This is a genomic window from Massilia varians (assembly GCF_027923905.1).
GTDB lineage: Bacteria > Pseudomonadota > Gammaproteobacteria > Burkholderiales > Burkholderiaceae_D > Telluria > Telluria varians_B.
In genome coordinates this window covers 3,780,188-3,798,946 of record NZ_AP026966.1, presented here as the reverse complement: position 1 = coordinate 3,798,946, position 18,759 = coordinate 3,780,188, and the positions used below count along the sequence as shown (strand labels likewise).

General features: G+C 67.0%; 13 protein-coding genes. 7 read left to right on the top strand and 6 right to left on the bottom strand.

The features are described from left to right. Nucleotides 1-9: 9 nt before the first annotated feature. Entirely contained in the window at nt 10-1,068 is a 1,059-nt protein-coding gene (locus MasN3_RS17020; protein WP_281908771.1) for an AI-2E family transporter, read from the bottom strand. A gap of 126 nt (nt 1,069-1,194) precedes the next feature. On the opposite strand from MasN3_RS17020, the gene MasN3_RS17015 reads away from it, so the two are divergent. After that, nucleotides 1,195-3,174: a TonB-dependent receptor domain-containing protein gene (locus tag MasN3_RS17015; RefSeq protein WP_281908770.1), complete on the top strand. Its 1,980-nt coding sequence runs from the start codon at nt 1,195-1,197 to the stop codon at nt 3,172-3,174. A gap of 126 nt (nt 3,175-3,300) precedes the next feature. Here MasN3_RS17015 and MasN3_RS17010 read toward each other — a convergent pair whose 3' ends face one another. Then, nucleotides 3,301-4,758, bottom strand: a complete 1,458-nt coding sequence (locus MasN3_RS17010) for a Gfo/Idh/MocA family protein (protein WP_281908769.1) — start codon at nt 4,756-4,758, stop codon at nt 3,301-3,303. Nucleotides 4,759-5,158: 400 nt separating this feature from the next. On the opposite strand from MasN3_RS17010, the gene MasN3_RS17005 reads away from it, so the two are divergent. The 4 genes from MasN3_RS17005 (at nt 5,159) to MasN3_RS16990 (ending at nt 10,392) form a co-directional block, all read left to right on the top strand. After that, the gene (locus MasN3_RS17005) at nt 5,159-8,077 is read left to right on the top strand and encodes a TonB-dependent receptor domain-containing protein (protein ID WP_281908768.1); all 2,919 of its coding nucleotides are present in this window, start codon (nt 5,159-5,161) and stop codon (nt 8,075-8,077) included. Between the two features lie 80 nt (nt 8,078-8,157). Next, the gene (gene pelA / locus MasN3_RS17000) at nt 8,158-9,429 is read left to right on the top strand and encodes a pectate lyase (RefSeq protein ID WP_281908767.1); all 1,272 of its coding nucleotides are present in this window, start codon (nt 8,158-8,160) and stop codon (nt 9,427-9,429) included. Continuing rightward, nucleotides 9,426-10,241, top strand: coding sequence for a nucleoside hydrolase-like domain-containing protein (locus MasN3_RS16995; RefSeq protein WP_281908766.1), 816 nt, complete (start codon nt 9,426-9,428; stop codon nt 10,239-10,241). Before pelA ends, MasN3_RS16995 begins: the two co-directional genes overlap by 4 nt. Further along, nucleotides 10,204-10,392: a hypothetical protein gene (locus MasN3_RS16990; RefSeq protein WP_281908764.1), complete on the top strand. Its 189-nt coding sequence runs from the start codon at nt 10,204-10,206 to the stop codon at nt 10,390-10,392. The genes MasN3_RS16995 and MasN3_RS16990 overlap by 38 nt, the downstream gene beginning before the upstream one ends. A gap of 1 nt (nt 10,393) precedes the next feature. On the opposite strand, the gene MasN3_RS16985 is transcribed toward MasN3_RS16990, so the two are convergent. Continuing rightward, nucleotides 10,394-10,861, bottom strand: coding sequence for an Lrp/AsnC family transcriptional regulator (locus MasN3_RS16985; protein ID WP_281908762.1), 468 nt, complete (start codon nt 10,859-10,861; stop codon nt 10,394-10,396). Nucleotides 10,862-10,996: 135 nt separating this feature from the next. On the opposite strand from MasN3_RS16985, the gene MasN3_RS16980 reads away from it, so the two are divergent. Both MasN3_RS16980 and MasN3_RS16975 read left to right on the top strand, forming a co-directional pair. Further along, nucleotides 10,997-14,542 (top strand): indolepyruvate ferredoxin oxidoreductase family protein, encoded by a 3,546-nt coding sequence (locus MasN3_RS16980; protein WP_281908761.1) that lies wholly within the window; start codon nt 10,997-10,999, stop codon nt 14,540-14,542. Nucleotides 14,543-14,715: 173 nt separating this feature from the next. Beyond that, the gene (locus MasN3_RS16975; RefSeq protein ID WP_281908760.1) at nt 14,716-14,967 is read left to right on the top strand and encodes a hypothetical protein; all 252 of its coding nucleotides are present in this window, start codon (nt 14,716-14,718) and stop codon (nt 14,965-14,967) included. Nucleotides 14,968-15,012: 45 nt separating this feature from the next. On the opposite strand, the gene MasN3_RS16970 is transcribed toward MasN3_RS16975, so the two are convergent. The 3 genes from MasN3_RS16970 to MasN3_RS16960 all read right to left on the bottom strand — a co-directional run bounded on the left by MasN3_RS16970 (nt 15,013) and on the right by MasN3_RS16960 (nt 18,753). Then, nucleotides 15,013-15,912, bottom strand: a complete 900-nt coding sequence (locus MasN3_RS16970) for an alpha/beta fold hydrolase (RefSeq protein ID WP_281908759.1) — start codon at nt 15,910-15,912, stop codon at nt 15,013-15,015. A 247-nt stretch (nt 15,913-16,159) separates the two neighbouring features. After that, entirely contained in the window at nt 16,160-18,157 is a 1,998-nt protein-coding gene (locus tag MasN3_RS16965) for an LTA synthase family protein (RefSeq protein ID WP_281908757.1), read from the bottom strand. A gap of 257 nt (nt 18,158-18,414) precedes the next feature. Continuing rightward, nucleotides 18,415-18,753, bottom strand: a complete 339-nt coding sequence (locus MasN3_RS16960) for a four-helix bundle copper-binding protein (protein ID WP_281908756.1) — start codon at nt 18,751-18,753, stop codon at nt 18,415-18,417. Nucleotides 18,754-18,759 lie beyond the last annotated feature (6 nt).

Genomic DNA, 18,759 nt, shown 5'->3' with positions numbered 1-18,759 from the left:
GGGCCGCTTTCACTCCCCCTGGAATTCGTCGGCGCGCGCGAACAGGCTCCAGGCCGAGATGAACAGGGCCGCGACCACCGGCCCGATCACGAAGCCGTTCAGGCCGAACAGCGCCATGCCGCCGAGCGTGGACAGCAGCACCAGGTAGTCCGGCAGCTTGGTGTCCTTGCCTACCAGGATGGGGCGCAGCAGGTTGTCCACCAGGCCGATCACCAGCACGCCGTACAAGGCCAGCACCACCCCTTGCGTGACCGAGCCCGTGAACAGGAAGTAGGCCGCCACCGGTCCCCAGATGATGGCCGCGCCCACCGCCGGCAGCAGCGACAGGAAGCTCATCACCACGCCCCACAGCACCGGCCCGGGGACGTCCAGGAACCAGAAGATCAGGCCGCCCAGGGTGCCCTGGGCCACCGCCACCAGCACGTTGCCCTTCACGGTGGCGCGGATCACGGTCACGAACTTGTCGAACAGGGGTTTCTTGTAGTGCGAGTCGAGCGGCACCGCGCGCTTGATGCGCGCCGCGATGGTGCGGCCGTCGCGGAACAGGAAGAACAGCAGGTAGAGCATCACGGTCATGCTGACCACGAAGTTGAGCGCATTGCGCCCGAAGCCGACCGCATAGCGCGCCGCCAGCTGGCTCGCCTGGGCGACGCCGGCGCTGAGCTTGTCCTGCACGGTCGCCATGATGGTCGACTGGTAGCGGTCGAACAGGGAGGCGGCCCAGTCGGGCAGGCCCGCCACCACGCGGCGCAGCATGGCGTCGAAGTCGAGGTTGCCGGCGCTGACCATGTTGTACAGCGCGAGGGCCTGGTCGGCCAGCGCGGCGGCGATCAGGATCAGGGGCAGGATCACCATCAGGACGATCAGCATCAGGGTGGCGAAGGCCGCGATGTTGGCGCGCCCTTTGAACCACGCCAGCAGGCGCTCGTACACGGGCGCGAACACGATCGCCAGCACCACGCCCCAGAAGACGGCGCCGGAGAAGGGCAGCAGGATCCAGAAAAAGGCGAGGGTGACCGCGCCCAGCAGGAGCAGGAAGGAGTTTTGCGGCAGCGTGAATTGCGTCATTAGGAATGCCCGGAGTTCAAGGATGGTGTCGATAATACTCTATCAACATTGAAAGACCATGAGTCTTATTGATAGTAGCCTATCAATACTGGATAATGCCCGGCTTTCCGACTTGCGCATTGCCTCATGCTGAAGATCCCGCGTTCGACCCTCCTGCTGGCCCTGGCCGCGGCGCCCGCCTGGGCGCAGACCACTCCTGCGGCCGCCACCCAGCCCGCCGAGCCGGCCATGCCCGGCACCGCGCAGCTGCATGGACGGGCCGATGAAAACGTGATGCGCCAGGCCGAGGATGCCTTCGGCACTAGCGTCGGGCGCGAGACCATCGGCCTGTACAACTCGTCGAGCATGCGCGGCTTCTCGCCGGTCGCGGCGGGCAATGCGCGCATCGAGGGCCTGTACTTCGACCAGGTCTGGGGACTCACACCGCGCATCCGGCGCGCCACCAACATCCGGGTCGGCATCTCGGCCCAGGGCTATCCTTTCCCGGCGCCGACCGGCATCGTCGACTACAGCTTCCGCAAGCCGGGCGAGCGGGCCAGGCTGGCCCTGGTGACGGGAGGCGACAGCTATGGCGGCGTCTACGCCGAGGCCGACGGCGAACTGCCGCTGGCGCGCGGCCTGAACCTGGGCATCGGCGGCGCCGCCGGCGCCAACGAGTACCCCAACGGAACCGACTCGCGCTACCGCAATGCCGCCTTGAGCCTGCGCTGGCAGCCAGGCGCGGCGCTCGAGATCGTCCCGTTCTGGCACCGCGCCGAAACCTATGACGACGAAAAGGCGCCGAGCTTCCTGCCGGCCGGCAGCCACCTGCCGCCGTGTATCGAGCGCCGCCGTTTCAATGGTCCGGAGTGGGCCGACTTTCGCACCACCGCGATGAACTACGGCGGCCTGGCCACGCTGAAGGCCGGGGACGACTGGACCGTCCGCGCCGGCGTGTTCCGCTCGCTGTACAACGACCACCGCGCCTTCACCCACCTGCTCAGCGGCGTGACCCCGGATGGCAGCGCGAACCGGCGCCTGATCGTCGATCCGCCGGCGGAAAATGCCTCCACCAGCGGCGAACTGCGCGCCACGCGGGTGCTGGCCGAGGGGCCGCGCCTGCACCATCTGCACTTCAGCGTGCGCGGGCGCGACCGCCAGCGCCGCTACGACGGCTCGCAAGCCTTCGACCTCGGCCGCACCACGATCGACGCCCCCTACACCGCGCCCGAGCCGGCCTTCGTGTTCGGCGCCCAGACCCGCGACCGCACCCGCCAGTGGACCGGCGGAGTCGCTTACGACGGGCGCTGGCGCGATGTCGGCGAGATCGGCTTCAGCCTGCAAAAGACCGACTACCGCAAGCGCCTGCACAAGCCGGGACTGCCGCTCGCCACCGCCGAGGACAAGCCCTGGCTGTACAACCTGACCGCCGCCAGCCATCTCGGCCCGAAGCTGGTGGCCTTCGGCAGCTTCACGCGCGGGCTGGAAGAGAGCGGGGTGGCGCCCAGCAACGCGCTCAACCGCAACGAGCTGCTGCCGGCGATCCGCACCACCCAGGGCGACCTCGGGCTGCGTTACGCATGGAGCCCGGAGATCAAGCTGGTCGCCACCATGTTCGACCTGCGCAAGCCCTACTTCAACTTCGACGCCGGCAACCGCTACGCGCAGCTGGGCGACGTGCAGAACCGCGGCGTGGAGCTGTCGCTGGCCGGCGCCCTCACGCCGCGCCTGAACGTGGTGGCCGGCGCGGTCCTGTCGCGGCCGCGCGCCACCGGCGAAGGGGTGCGCCTGGGACGGGTGGGCGAGCGCCCGGTCGGCATGAGCCGGCGCAGCGCGGAGCTGAACCTGGACTGGCGCACGCCCTGGGTGGAGGGGCTGTCGCTGGACATGACGGCCTCGCACAGCGGCGCCATCACCGCCACCGTCGACAACCGGGTCGCGATTCCCGCGCGCACCCTGGTGGCGCTCAGCGGCCGCTACCGCTTCACGCTGGGGCAGCAGCCGGCCTCGCTGCGGGTCGCGGTGAACAATGTGTTCGATACCTACGGCTGGGAGCTGCGCGGCGCCGGCGCCTATGACGTGATCAACGGGCGCCTGGCGTCGGCCTATTTGTCAGTGGATCTGTAAACGTAGGTGGACGGCTCTGCCGTCCGCGCGTTCGACTCCGGCTTGCGTTACAAGGACGCGTGTTCTGGTTGGACGCGCAGACGGCGAAGCCGTCCACCCTACTGTAATCCTACGATGTTGGACTGATCACGGAATCTTGATCCGGATCGGCATCGGCACCGGTGCGCGGCGATCCGGCATCGGCGCGCGGTCCGGCGGCGTGAGGCCGGTGACCAGGTCGGCCACGCGCACCGTCTGGCCGGTCTCGAAGCACTTGTTGGCCGCGATGCCGACCAGGGCCGACCAGGCGCCGGCGCGTTCGTCCGAGGCGCGCTTGTACTTGTCGGGTGGGCCGTCGCCGAAGATCTCGGTGAGCATGACGTCGTCGCCGCCGCCGTGGCTGCCCTTGCCGATGACCGGTTCGATGTCGCGCGGCTGGCCGCGCATCGGGATCACGCGGATCGACACGCTCTCGCTGCCGCTTTGCACCTTGGCCGCGCCGGCGGCGCCGCCCGACTCGACGATGCGGTGCTCGATGCGGCCCTTGGTGCCGTTGAAGGCGATGTGGTAGCCCTCCCAGGCGTCATAGGCCGACAGCGCGTAGTTCAGGTGCGCGCCGTTGTCGTAGCGGACCATCACGTTCATGGTGTCTTCGATGTCGATGCCCGGGCGCCATACGCACTGGTCGCGGTAGTAGCCGTCGTAGCGTTCATTGTCGAGGTAGAGGGCTTTCAGCCCGGGGTCCGAGGCCAGGTCGAAGTAGAAGTTGCACTTCTGCTTCTCGGGGCAGGTCAGGCAGCGCTCGTGCGGACCGGACAGGCCCATGCGGCGTGCGGTTTCCGGGGTGTAGAACTGGCGCGAGCCGAAGGCGTGCACGGTTTCCGGCTGGGCGCCCAGCCACCAGTTGACCAGGTCGAAGTGGTGGGTCGACTTGTGGACCATCAGGCCGCCCGAATTGGCCTTGTTGGCATGCCAGCGGCGGAAGTAGTCGGCGCCGTGCACGGTGTTGAGCAGCCAGGTGAAGTCGACCGAGATGACGTCGCCGATCTCGCCCGACATCAGGAGTTCCTTGATCTGGGTGCGCGGCGGCGAATAGCGGTAGTTGAAGGTGACGCGGACCTGGCGGCCGCTGCGCTTGACGGCGTCCAGGATGCGCTGCGCCTTCTCGGCGGTGGTGGTCATCGGCTTTTCGGTGATCACGTCGCAGCCGGCATCGAGCGCGCGCACGATGTAGTCGTCGTGGCTGGCGTCGGTGGTGGTGACGATCACGAACTGCGGTCTGGTCTCGCGGATCATGCGGTCGAAGTCGCCGGCCGCATAGCCGCGCGGCTGGCTGGCGCCGGTCTCGGTGATGAGTTTTACCGCGCGCGCCAGGCGGCCGGCGTTGCGGTCGCAGATGCCGACGACTTCGGAGGTGTCGCGGAACTTGCCGGTCATGGCATTGGTGAACATGCGTGCGCGCGAACCCACACCCACCACCGCGTAGCGCTTGCGCGCAGTCGCCGCGAAGGCGCCGGCCGAGCCGGTGGCCAGCATCAGGCCGGCCGCCCCGGCGCTCTTCAGTACGGTGCGGCGGTCGACGCCCCCGAAATTCTTTTCATTCATGCTTTGTCTCCAGTCTTGTTGTAGCGCCATTGGCGTCCACAGCCGCAGGCTCGCCCTATGGTGGCGCGATTGCTTCAAATTGGCAAGACCGGTTTTTGGATTGGTTGGACAAAAAACCGCCTTTGGTCGATCGCTTTCGCTGCAAAAACCGCATTTTCCGTTACCAAATCGCAACAGTTTGCGCTCACGGGACGAATTTTTTTCATCCGGCTCGCAGTGCGGTAAATATATCTTGCAAAAAAGTGGTCCGACCACTTTATAATCCGGTCATATCAATCCTTGTAAAACCTGCAAAGACAGGTTCCGGAATTCTGGCAAGCTGCTTCGATTTAGTGTCGGGTGGCCTGACCAATCAGTAGTGTGGTCATATCAATTCTTAGAAAAAAGATAGGAGACGTGAATGAACCCGTACTTTGCTCCCACCCCACGCCGAGCCCAGCTGGCAACCGCGGTGAGCCTGGCGCTGTTCCAGCTGGCGAACCAGGCGCAGGCGCAGAACACCGAAGCCCCGTCGTCGACGCCAGCCGTGCAGGCGGTGGTGGTGACCGGCTCGCTGATCCGCCGTGTCGATGACGAGGGCACGAATCCCGTCACCACCGTCAAGGCCCAGGAACTGGAAGCCCGCGGCCATACCGAACTCAAGGACTTCGTGCTGGAGCAGCCGCAATCGCTGTCGCTCGGCACCAACTCCGGCGCGGCCGGCCCCGTGACCAACCTGCGCGGCCTCGGCCCGATGCGCACCCTGACCCTGCTGAACGGCCGCCGCCTGGCGAACGAGCCGCTGCAGGACCAGTACGTCTCGGTCAACGTGATCCCGCGCATGGCGCTGGAGCGCGTCGAGACCCTCAACGGCGGAGGCGCCTCGATCTACGGCGCCGATGCGATCGGCGGCGTCCAGAACTACTGGACCAAGCGCGGCTACCAGGGCGGCGCGATCAAGGCCGAATATGCCCGTCCGGAACTGAGCGGCGGCGGCCGCACCAAGAGCATCGGCGGCATCTTCGGCTGGGGTGACCTGAACCAGGAAGGCTGGAACGCCTACATCGCCATCGACCACCAGAAGAAGGATGCGCTGTTCCAGGGCGACCGTCCGGAACAGCATGATCCGGCCGTGCTGCGCAGCCTGGGCCTGGGCATCACGCCGGACGCGCGCAACCCGAACCCGCTGGCCAACTTCGGCTTCGCCCGCAACGCCAACTCCAACTACAACCCGAACTTCGCCACCGGCTGCGATTCGCCATGGTCGCTGCAGACCCTCGGCAACAACAGCCTGGCGACTCCGCCGGTCTATGCGCCGGGCTGCATCCGCAATCCGCTGTTCTGGAACGCCGTCACCGACGGCAGCGAGATCACCACCGTCGCCGGCCGCGCCAGCTGGAACCTGGCGGGTGGCCACAAGCTCGACCTCGACGTGCTGCATTCCGCATTCACCGTGCAGAAGTTCCGCGGCATGCAGGTGCCGAACGCAACCCAGCCGTTCACCACCTACTCGATGCCGGCCACCAGCCGCTTCTACCCGGGCAAGGGCATCACGCCGCTGCCGCAGGTCGTCGGCAGCAACACCGGCGCCAACACCCCGGCCATGTTCATCGACCCGGCCAAGACCCCGGGCGCGGCGACGCCGCTGAACATGAACAACCGCACCATCTACTTCCAGTGGGGCCCGGGCGAACTCGGACCGGCCTACCGCAACGACGAGCAGGGCAACGACCGCGTCGTGCTGTCGCTCGAAGGCGAGGTGATGGGCTGGGACTACCGCCTCGGCGCGAACTACGGCCGTTCCAAGCGCGACACCCGCGTGGGCGAAGGCTACATCCTGTACAGCAAGGCGCAGGCCGGCTTCGACCAGGGCATCCTGAACCCCTTCGGTCCGCAGGACGCGGCGGGCCTGCAGTACCTGCGCAGCATCCAGGCCGAGGACTATACCTACCGGCTGAACAAGGCCTTCAACAAGAGCGTCGACGCCACCGTCACCCGTCCGGTCTGGACCCTCGGCGGCGGCGACATGGTGCTGGCGGTGTCGGGCGAACTGCGCGAAGACTCGGCGCGCACCCACAATGCGCCGCTCGACTTCGTGTACAAGCGCGCTGACGGCAGCTACAACATCGACGCTTCCGGCAACGTGGTGCAGTCCGACCTGGTGGGCGAAACCCCGCAGGGCGTGGCCAAGAAGCTCCAGCGCAAGATCTCCTCGCTGATGTTCGAGATCGACGCGCCGATCACCAAGACCTGGCTGGTCAACGGTTCCGTCCGTGCCGACCGCTACGACGACCTGGACCAGACCACCGTCAACCCGGCGCTGGCGACCCGCTGGGCGCCGATGCAGCAGATGGTGCTGCGCGCCTCGGTGTCGAGCGGCTTCCGCGCGCCGTCGATCATGGACATCCAGAACCCGACCCCGGAAGTGCGCAGCCAGCTGATGGACGACCCGGTCCTGTGCCGCAGCAGCCGTCCGCTGGAGCCGGGCACCGGTACGCCGTCCTCGGGCTATACCGCCGACCAGGTCTGCAACGTCCTGACCAACTACTGGACCAAGTCGCCCAACAACACCCACCTGAAGCCGGAAAAATCGCGCGGCTTCAACGTCGGCATCGGCCTGGAGCCGATCAAGAACCTGTCGCTGACGGTCGACTACTGGGGCCTGAAGCTGCGTGACGTGCTGGGCGCGGTCTCGATCGCCGAGATCCAGCAGAACCCGGCCAAGTACGAGAGCGTCATCAACCGCCGCGCCGACGGCACGATCGACTACATCATCGCCAGCCAGGCCAACCGCGGCCAGACCCGCATCCGCGGCGCCGACATCTCGGGCAGCTACCGCTTCCCGAAGACCAGCTTCGGCACCTTCGACGCGAAACTGGATGCGACCTGGTACCACAAGTACGAGTTCCAGAGCGAGGCGGGCGGCGCGTGGAACAGCAACGTCGGCATCATCACCAACGACGGCCGCTTCGGCAGCGCCGGTCCGAACTCGGGCCTGGCCGGCATGCCGCAGGTGAACCCGCGCTGGAAGTACACCGCGGCGGTGACTTACAGCACCGGCCCGTGGCGCGCCACCCTGTCGCAGCGTTTCAACACCGCGCTGACCGACCTGACCCCGCGTGCCGGATCGAACCTGACTGAAGTGGAATCGTATAGCCAGTTCAACCTGAACGTGCGCTATACCGGCATCAAGAACACCACCGTGTCGCTGGGCGTGAACAACATCACGGAAGAGTGGCCACCGCTGACCGCCAACACGATCTACAGCGGCGGTTACCTCACCAGCCTGGCGGACATGATGGGCCGTGTCTACCGCATGTCGGTCGAGTACAAGTTCTAAGCCGCAGGCAGTGAGAAGTGAGACCGGCATGGGCGGCGCAAGCAAGCCATGCCGGTCTATTTTTTTAGGTGACAACAAGCATGCGAACAGCAGCATTTTCCCTTGCCGCCCTGTGCCTGGTACTGCCGGCCGCCGTTCAGGCGGCGACCCTGTCCACCATGACCCCGGCCAAGGCGCTGGACGAGGGGCGGCTGGCGGCCTTGCCCGCCGCCGAGCGCGGCCAGTGGCTGGCCTACCTGGCGCGCTCACGCGCGCTGATGGCGGCGGACAAGGCCGCCATCGAGGCCGAGCGCCCCGATCCCGCGGGCCTGCCGGCGCGTCCGCACGCGGCGCCAGCCGATGGAGGCATGCCGCTGCGCAAGCCGGCCGCGTGGTACGCCACGCCGGAGGCGCTACGCGTGGCGGACACCATCCTCAGTTTCCAGACCCCGGCCGGCGGCTGGGGCAAGAATGCCGACCGTTCGGGGCCGCCGCGCCGGCCGGGCGAGCACTGGTCGCCCCTCGACGCCGGGCGCAAGGGCGGCTGGAATTACGTCGGCACCATCGACAACGGCGCCACGACCACCGAGATGCGCTTCCTGGCGCGGGTGCAGGCGCAGTCGCCGGCACAGCGCGAAGCCTGCCGCGCCGCCTTCCTCAAGGGACTGCGCTACCTCCTCAACGCCCAATACCCGAACGGCGGCTTCCCCCAGGTATACCCGCTGCAAGGGGGGTACCACGACGCGATCACCCTGAACGACGACGCCATGCTCAAGGTCGTGGAGCTCCTGCTGGACGCAGGCAGCGCCCAGGGCGACTTCGCCTTCGTGCCGGCTGCGCTGTCCGGTGAGGCGCGGGCCGCGGCCGAGCGCGGCGTCGCGCTATTCGTCGCGGCGCAGCAGGGCGCCGGCGGGCAGCGTACCGGCTGGGGACAGCAGCACGACGCCCTGAGCCTGGCCCTGGCCGGTGCGCGCAATTTCGAACCGGCGGCACTGGCCAGCGGCGAGAGCGCCAACCTGCTCCTGTTCCTGATGCGCTTGCCCGAGCCCTCGCCCGCGCTGCGGCAGTCGGTGCATGCCGGCGTCGGCTGGCTGCGCGCGGCGGCCCTGCGCGACCTGGCCTGGCAAGCCGGCGCCGCGGACGCCGGGCGCCGCCTCGTGCCCGCGCCCGGAGCAGGCGAGATCTGGGCGCGCTACTATGACGCGCACAGCCTCAAGCCGGTGTTCGGCGACCGCGACCGCAGCGTCCACGACGACGTGAACGAACTGTCGGTCGAACGTCGCAACGGCTACGCCTGGTTCCTGACCAGCCCGGCCAGGGCGATCGCGCGCTATGCCGCCTGGTCCTCGCTGTATCCGGCGGCCAGTCCATGACAATGGATCGCCGCCGCCTGCTTGCCATGCTCGCCGTGTCGCTGCCCTTGGGCGCTTGCGCGCTGCGGCCTGCGAACGCAGGCGTTTCCAAGCCCCGTGTCATCGTTTCGACCGACATCGGCGGCACCGACTTCGACGATTTCCAGTCGCTGGTGCACCTGCTGCTCTACGCCGACATGATCGAACTGGAAGGCCTGCTGGCTTCGCCCTGGGGCGAGGGACGCGACCGCAAGCGCCACCTGCTCGCCATCATCGACGCCTACGAACAGGACTATCCGAACCTGAAGACCTGGTCGGCCGACTATCCGACTCCCGCTACCCTGCGCGGCATCGCGAAGCAGGGCGGCCTGGACCCGGCGCCGCCGCCAGGCTGGGGCCGGCCGACCGAGGGATCGAACTGGATCGTCGAGCGCGCCCGCCAGCCTGACCCGCGTTCGCTGTGGGTGTTGCTGTGGGGCGGCTTCGAAGACCTGGCCCAGGCCTTGCACGATGCGCCCGACATCAAGCCGAAGTTGCGTGTCTACATGATCGGCGGCCCGAACAAGAAGTGGTCGAGACCTTCGCCATCATGGAGCTGGTCTACCGTCCCGCGGGCAAGGCGCCAGGCGCGCCGCGGGCCAGCCTGCAGATCGACCAGCAGGAATTCCCGGGCTTCGCCCGGCCGGACGGCTCCTGGCGCTTCCTGTTCTCGCCCAGGAGGACAAGACCTGGCGCTACCGGATCGCCAGCAACCATCCGGGGCTGGACGGGCAGACGGGCGGCTTCACCTCGCGCATGGCGGCGCCGGAACTGGCGCGCCGGCCGTCCACTAGGCATCCGCACTGGTGGACCGACGATCCCGACCCGCAACTGGCGGAAGGCATGCACCAGGGGGCGAAAACGGTCAGCCGCTGGCGCGAGGCATTCCTGCGCGATTTCGCCGGCCGCCTGCGCCGCAGCCGGGCCCCGGCGCCGGGCCGCTGATCTACAGCGGCAGGGCGGTCTCGTACTTCACTTCGCGCAGCGCCACGCTGGTGTTCAGCTGCGACACGCCCGGCAGCTTGAGCAGCACGTTGTGCAGCAGGTCGTGGTAGGCATCCATGTCGGCGACCATCACCTTGACGATGTAGTCCGAGGTGCCGGTCATCTCGTAGCATTCCATCACTTCGCGGCAGGCCTTCATCTGCGCCTCGAAGGCTTCGACCACGCCGGCTTCGTGGCGCGTGAGGGAGACGTGCAGCATGCACACCAGGCCCAGGTCGAGCTTGCGGCGCTCGAGCAGGGCGGCGTAGCGGCGGATGTAGCCGTTCTCCTCGAGTTCCTTCTGGCGCCGCCAGCAGGGCGAGGCCGACATGCCGACCCGTTCGGCCAGTTCGTTGACGGACAGGCGCCCGTCCTGCTGCAATTCGCGCAGGATGCGCATTGACGCAGCGTCAAGGTAATTTTTTTCCATAATGGGTCAATAACAGAAATATTTTACCTATTCTGCACCAAAGCCGGGTAAGTTAGAAAACTTATTTCCTGTCCATTCACTATCATCTTTCACTATAAACAAGCCCTGCAGGGCTGGCACAGTGGAGACGAATGGATGGGAACGATGCACGAGGAAGTCGGCGCGGCGGCGCTGCTGGATACCGCCTACCGGCTGGACGACAACCTGAAACGCGAGCAAGGCCGCGTCTTCCTGACCGGCACCCAGGCGCTGATCCGGCTGCCGCTCATGCAGAAGGCCCTCGACGAACGCGCCGGCCTGAACACCGGCGGCTTCATCTCGGGCTACCGCGGCTCGCCGCTGGGCGCGGTCGACCAGGAAGCCTGGCGCGCCGCGAAGATCCTGCAGCAGAACGCCATCGAATTCCTCCCCGCCATCAACGAAGAACTCGGCGCCACCGCCGTGCTGGGCTCGCAGCAGGTCGGAGGCGACCCGAACCGCACCGTGGATGGCGTGTTCGCCCTGTGGTACGGCAAGGGCCCGGGCGTGGACCGCGCCGGCGACGCGCTCAAGCACGGCAATGCCTACGGCTCATCGAAGCTGGGCGGCGTGCTGGTGGTGGCCGGCGACGACCACGGCTGCGTGTCCTCGTCGATGCCGCACCAGAGCGACCACGCCTTCATGGCCTGGGGCATGCCGGTCCTGAACCCGGCCAACATCGAGGAGTACCTGGAGTTCGGCCTGTATGGCTGGGCGCTGTCGCGCTTTTCCGGCGCCTGGGTCGGCTTCAAGGCGATCTCGGAAACCGTGGAAGGCGGGGCCGTGGTGGAACTGCCCGCGCCCCGGCGCTTCAGGACGCCCGACGATTACATGGCGCCGACGGATGGGCTGCACTACCGCTGGCCCGACCTGCCCAGCCTGGCGATCGAACAGCGCGTGGCCGACAAGCTGCAGGCCGTCCACGCGTTCGCGGGCGTGAACTCGATCGACAAGCTGGTGGTCGCCGCACCAGGCGCCAGGCTCGGGATCATCGCGGCCGGCAAGGCCTACCTCGACCTGCGGGAAGCCCTGGGGCGCCTGGGTCTCGGCCTCGACCGGCTCGAAGAGCTCGGCGTGCGCTTGTACAAGCCGGGCCTGACCTTCCCGCTGGAGCGCACCCGCCTGCACGCGTTTGCCCAGGGCCTGCAGGAAGTGCTGGTGGTGGAAGAGAAGGGCGAGGTCATCGAAGGCCAGCTGAAAGGCCTGCTGTACAACCTGGCGCCGCAGCAGCGCCCGCAGGTGCTCGGCAAGCTTGACCTGGCCGGCCAGCCGCTGCTGTCCAGCCTGGGCGAGCTGCGCCCCTCGCGCATCGCGCCGGCCCTGGTGCGCTGGCTGGGACCGAAGCTGCCGGCCTTGCGCCTCGAGGACTTCCTGCCGCAGTTCTGCCGCGCCGAAGCGCTGTCCAACGGCGCCGACGCGATCAAGCGCACGCCTTACTTCTGCTCCGGCTGCCCGCACAATACCTCGACCCGGGTGCCGGAAGGCAGCCGCGCGCTGGCCGGCATCGGCTGCCACTTCATGGCCAGCTGGATGAAGCGCGACACCTTCACGCTGACCCAGATGGGCGGCGAGGGCGTGCCCTGGGTCGCGGCCTCGCGCTTCTCGCGCGAGAAGCACGTGTTCCAGAACCTGGGCGACGGCACCTATTACCATTCGGGCTCGCTGGCGATCCGCCAGGCGGTGGCGGCGCGCGCCAACATCACCTACAAGATCCTGTACAACGACGCGGTGGCCATGACCGGCGGCCAGCCGGTGGACGGCAAGCTCTCCGTGCCGCAAATCCTGCAGCAGGTGCTGAGCGAGGGCGCGGTGGAGGCGGTGGTGGTCACCGACCAGCCGGAGAACTACCAGGGCGTGACCCTGCCGGCGGGAGTCGCCGTGCATCACCGCGGCGAACTCGATGCGATCCAGCGCCGCCTGCGCGATACGCCTGGCGTCACGGTGCTGGTCTACGACCAGACCTGCGCCGCCGAGAAGCGCCGCCGGCGCAAGAAGAACAAGCCGGACAGCATCGTCTTCCCGGATCCGCCGCGCCGCATGGTGATCAACCCGGCGGTGTGCGAGGGTTGCGGCGACTGCGGCGTGCAGTCGAACTGCCTGTCGATCCTGCCGCTGGAGACGCCGCTGGGCCGCAAGCGGAGAATCGACCAGGCTTCCTGCAACAAGGATTACTCCTGCGCCGAAGGCTTCTGCCCGAGCTTCGTGTCCGTCATCGGCGGCCAGCTCAGGAAGCCGGCCGCCGCCGCGCTCGAACTGCGCCAGCTGGAAAGCATGCTGGCCGCCTATCCGCTGCCACCCGGCTACGCCTTCGACAAGCCCTTCGAAATGCTGGTGGCGGGCGTGGGCGGCACCGGCGTGGTCACGGTCGGCGCCTTGATCACGATGGCCGCCCACCTGGAAGGCAAGGGCGCCTCGACCCTGGACTTCATGGGCTTCGCGCAAAAGGGCGGGGCGGTGATGTCGCACGTGCGGCTGGCGCCCTCGCCGCAGCAGCTGCACCAGGTGCGCATCGACCTGCAGCAGGCCGACGCTCTGCTGGCCTGCGACCTGGTGGTGGCGGCGATGCCCGACGCCCTGGCGGTGATGCGGCGCGGGCATACCCGCGTGGTCGCCAACGAAAACGAGACCCCGACGGCGGAATTCACGCGCGATCCGGATGCCGACATCCGCAAGGACGATCTGCTGGCCAAGATCCAGGACGCGGGCGGCCCGCTGCTGCGCCTGAACGCCCAGCAGGTCGCCAGCAGCGTGCTGGGCGATCCGATCGGCGCCAACATCCTGATGATGGGCGCGGCGTGGCAGTTGGGGCTGGTGCCGGTGAGCCTCGAAGCCCTCATGCGCGCCATCGAGCTGAACGGCGTGGCCGTCGAGATGAACAAGAAGGCCTTCATGCTGGGCCGCCTGGTGGCCGCCGACGAGCAGGCCGCCGCGCGCCTGGCCCAGCCGGCCAAGGTGGTGCAGTTCACGCCCCCAAGCTCGCTCGAGGAGCTGGTGTCTTTCCGCGCCGACTGGCTCACGCAATACCAGAACGCCGCCTACGCCCAGCAGTACCGCGCCGCCGTGGCCAAGGTCGAAGCACGCGAGATCGCGATCGAGGGCCCGTCGTCCAAGCGTGCCGTGGCCAAGGCGGTCGCCCGTTCCCTGTTCAAGGTGATGGCCTACAAGGACGAGTACGAAGTGGCGCGCCTGCACACGCAGACCGGTTTCCTGGAAAGCCTGAAGGAGCAGTTCGAGGGCGACTTCCGGGTCGAATACCACCTGGCGCCGCCGCTGCTGGCGCGCAAGAAGCCCGGCAGCGAGGTGCCGGCCAAGATGCGCTTCGGTCCCTGGATGCGCTCGGCCTTCCGGATGCTGGCGCCGCTGAAGGTCTTGCGCGGCACCGCCTTCGACCTCTTTGGCTACACCCACGAGCGCCGCGCCGAGCGCCGGCTGCGCAGCGACTATGTCGCCATGGTCGACATGCTGGCCGCGGAGCTGACCCTGGAAAATCGTGCGGCGGCACTGAAGCTGGCCTCGGTCCCGGAATCGATCCGCGGCTACGGCCATGTGAAAGCGGCCAATATGGAGCGCGCCAAGGTCGAGACCGAAGGCTTGCTGCAGGCTTTCAGGCACCCGGCAAAAGGAGCGATGAAGGAGATTGCGCTGGTACGCATGGACCGTTGAAACCGCGCAAGAACCGGCGAGCCGGCCTGATGGACGATGATGCTGTCAGGAAAAACTCGCGAACCCGGTTATAATGCACTGCAACATAAGCGCACATCGCCGGCTCCTGCCGGCGATGTGCATTTCCGGCAACGTTTGTTCATTTTCATCATTGCCATCTTGCGAATACGATCATGGGCCACGACATCAAGACCTTCAAGGAAGCCGCCGCATTGATGGCGCGCGTCTGGCGTGAATCCGCCAGCTTTTTTCTCAGTATCGAACTCTGGCTGATGGTGCTGGTCGCCGCCGCCACCGTCGGCGGCGCCTGGCTCGCGGTGCTGGGCGACGCCTGGAGCCTGCTGGCGTTTGCCTTCGCGTTCGGCTACCTTGCCACGCGCACGGTCCTGCACCTGAAGCGCATCCTGGCCTGGCCCTTCATCTGAGCCGCTTGTACCCGGTCTCGAATCAGGCCTACGCAAGCCGGCAGCTTATGGCGCCGACAGGAAGGCCTTCACTTCATGCTGGAAGCGCTGCGGCTGGTCCCACATGATGAAGTGGGCGCTGTCCGGGATGCGCTTGAGCGTGAGCGACTTCACCGGCGCATAGGCGCTCTTGTAGGCGAAGTCGAACTGCTCGGCCGGGATCGGCACGCTCTCGGGCTGCACGTAGAGCACGGTGACCGGCTTGGTGATCTTGCCCAGTTCCGGAATCAGGTTGGTCACGATCAGTTCGCGGTAGGCGCGGCTGCTGACGTCCAGGTCGCTGGCGGCCGAATCGGCGATCGCTCCGGCGCGCATGGACTCGGTGTTGACCATGCCGACGATGGTGTCGCTGGTGTTCCTGGCACGCTGCTCGGGGCTGGCGTTGCGGATGCCGGCCATCACCGCATTCGCCACCGCCTCGACCTGCTCGGGCGGCGCGCCCGGGCCCGCGAAGAAGCTGCCCAGGTAAGGATACATGTCCACCACCATCAGGCGCGACAGCGCTTCCGGATGGCGCGCCGCCAGCATCATGCCCATGGTGCCGCCCATCGAATGCCCGATCACGGCCGGCTGCTTCAGGCCGGTTTCCTTGATGTAGCGCGCAATCTCGTCGGCCACCGGCGCCGCCACCTTGCCTTCGCCATTGCCGCCCGCCGGCTGGCCGGCAAAGCCCGCCACCTGCACCAGGTGGTAGCGGTAGCCGGGCAGCGCGGCCACGGTCGAGGCCCAGGCGCGCGGCGAGGAATTCAGGCCGGGGATCAGGATGACGTCGGGGCCGGCGCCCTCGGTGCGCACCGTGATGCGCTGCGATTCGAAGGGTGCGGCCAGGGCGCTGGAGAGTGGCAGGAAGGCGGCAAAGGCCACCGCGGCCAGCAGGCCGCGGCGTGACAGCGAGGTACGACGCATGAGGATCCCCTTGTTGGTGTTGTATGTCGGGAATCATCATAGCAGCGCCCGCCATGCATGGCGGGTCCCTGCGGCACATTATCTAAGCCGCATGAATCAGCCGTATTTCACCGAGCAGCCGTAGGACTTGGTGAGGGCCTGGCTCAGGGGCTTGCCGGCCAGGGATTCGTCGATCGCCGGCCGTGCGCCGTCGATCGACTCAGCTCGACAGTTCAATTTCTACATCTTGCGCGAACAGCGCCCAAGTCTAAGGTGTCAACCGGTAGCGCTGCTCGCGGTAGAGCAGCGAAGGCAGCATCACGTGCGCCATTGCCTGGTCGACCTGGGCCTGGGTCGGCTTGCCCGCATAGGGATCGAGCACGCCGGTGGCGGCATCGTAGCGGCCCAGCAGCGGCGCCTTGCCCGGGAGCAGGATCGTGGCGGAGGAGCCTTCCAGCCAGGTGAACAGGTTGTTGAACTGGATCAGGGCCCGGCCCGGCGAGCTGCTGTCGCGCACGAAATCGCGCCCGATCATCGGATGGGTGCTCGACACGCCCAGCAGCGACAGCAGGGTCGGCCCCAGGTCGACCTGGCTGGCGATGGTGGCGATGCGCTTCGGCTGGATGTCGGCGCCCAGGATCAGTCCGGGGATGTGAAACTTCTTGATCGGCACCAGGGCATTGCCATACACCCGGTTGTCGTGGTCGGCCACGATCAGGAAGACGGTGTCCTTCCAGTAATCCTGCTTCTTCGCTTCGCGGATGAACTTGCCGAGGGCGTGGTCGGCATATTTCACGGCATTGTTGACGGTCTGCTTGGTGGGTTCGTGCAGCGCGATCTTCCCGTCCGGGAACTCGAACGGCTCGTGGTTGGACGAGGTGAAGATCAGGCTGAAGAAGGGTTTTTTGGCGGCATGCAGGCTTTTCAAGCGTTCCAGCGACTTGTCGAACAGGTCTTCGTCGGAAGCGCCCCAGCTGCCCACGAAGGATGGGCGCATTTCGCTGATGTCGACGATCTTCTGGAAGCCGTTGCCGGTGAAGAAGCTGCGCATATTGTCGAAATGCGCTTCGCCGCCGTACACGAATTCGGTGTGGTAACCCTGCTGGCCCAGGCCCGCCGCCAGCGTGTAGAAGTTCTGTTGGGCCAGCGAGAGCTTGACGACGCTGCGCGCCGGCGTCGGCGCATAGCCGGCCACCACCGCCTCGATGCCGCGCACCGAGCGGGTGCCGGTGGCGTAAAGCTGCTCGAACCACCAGCCTTCGTGCTTCAGTTTTTCCAGTTCCGGCGTGACCGGCAGGCCGCCGAGCGACTCCACGAAGGTGGCGCCCAGGCTTTCTTCCAAGACGATGACCAGGTTCAGAGGGCGCTCGCGCTGGATGGCGGCCGGCTGGTGGTGCAGGGTGGGCAGCTGCGGGTTGTCGAAGCGTGCGCCGGCCAGCCAGGGCGCCGCGCGCACCTGCTCCAGCACCTTGGCGCGCGGCATGGCGCCGTAGATTTCGGAAGACACCGCTTCCTTGCGCATCGAGCCGATCGCGTCGAACACCGACCAGGCCGAGTTGATGATCAAGGAGTTGACCATCGAGTCGCCGGTGAGGGCGAACAGGGCCGGATTGGCCGGCCGATGCCCGGTGGTCGAGCGCACCTGCATGAAGACCGCCACGACGAGCAGGGGCCAGAGCAGCAGCAGCTTGCGCGAAGACCACATGCTCATGCCGTGCGAGGCGCGCCGCAGCAAGCGGTACAGCAGCACGGCGAACACCAGGGTCAGCCCCACCCCCAGCAGCAGGGCCGTGCGGAAGCCGTTCCACAGCGTGGCGAACACTTCGCGCGGATAGCTCAGGTATTCGATGAACAGGCGGTTCGGGCGGACGTCGTACTGCATGATGAACTGTGGCGAGGACAGTTCCATGAAGACGATGAAGACCAGCGCACAGGTGGCCCAGGCCACCGTCGCCGTACGCCAGAGGCGGGCCGAGAAGCGGTGCGCGAACAGCGGAGCCAGCAGCAATGGAACCGCCAGGAAATAGCCGAGCAGGATAAGGTCGGCCCGCACGCCCTGCAGGAACAGCGTGGCCGAGATGCCGGTGGCTTGCACCCGTTCCCACTGCCAGACGGCCAGTGCAACGCGCGACAGGGTCAGGATGGCCAGTCCGAGCAGGAGCATCTGCAGCAGGCTGGCATAGGGGCCGGCCCAGCGGGTGATTCGGGCCAGGCGCGCCGAAGGGGTCTTGTCCTGGGAGGTATTGCCGGATGCTTGTGAAAACATGAAAACGCGTTGCGACGCCTGGTTGACGTGGTCCACACATCGCCAGGCGATGTCCCCGTGGTGCACCGCCTTGTGGGCGGAGCGACCTTGTATGTATAAGTATGCTCAGATCATAGCCGATGCTAAGCGGCAACGGCTCAGTCCGGCGTTACCGGGGCGTTAAGATTGTGTTAAATGACGCATACATACGACAATGCTCCTTGTGCGCCCCTGGTGAAGGCGCACAAGAAACAATGACGGCGAGACAAAGCCGGATGTCAGATGTGGCGTTCGCGCGCGTGCTTGTCGCACTCGGCGGCGCAGCGCTCGCAGGCCGCCTGGCATTCGGCGCAATGCTGGTGCATGGATGCGTGCTTGGCGCACTCGGCCGCGCAGGCCCGGCAGACGTGGGCGCACAGCGCGCAGAAGTCGCCGTGGTGAGGCGAGCCGCGCGACAGCACGTTCAGGGTGGCTGCGCAGATGTCGGCGCAGTCGAGGTTGATCAGTGCACAGTTGTTCTGGCCTTCGCGGATGTCGGCCGCGGCACATGCCTGGCAGGCGCGCATCGCTTCCATGCAGGCCTGGATGCACGACTGTACGTTTGCCATTTCGCCCATGATTCG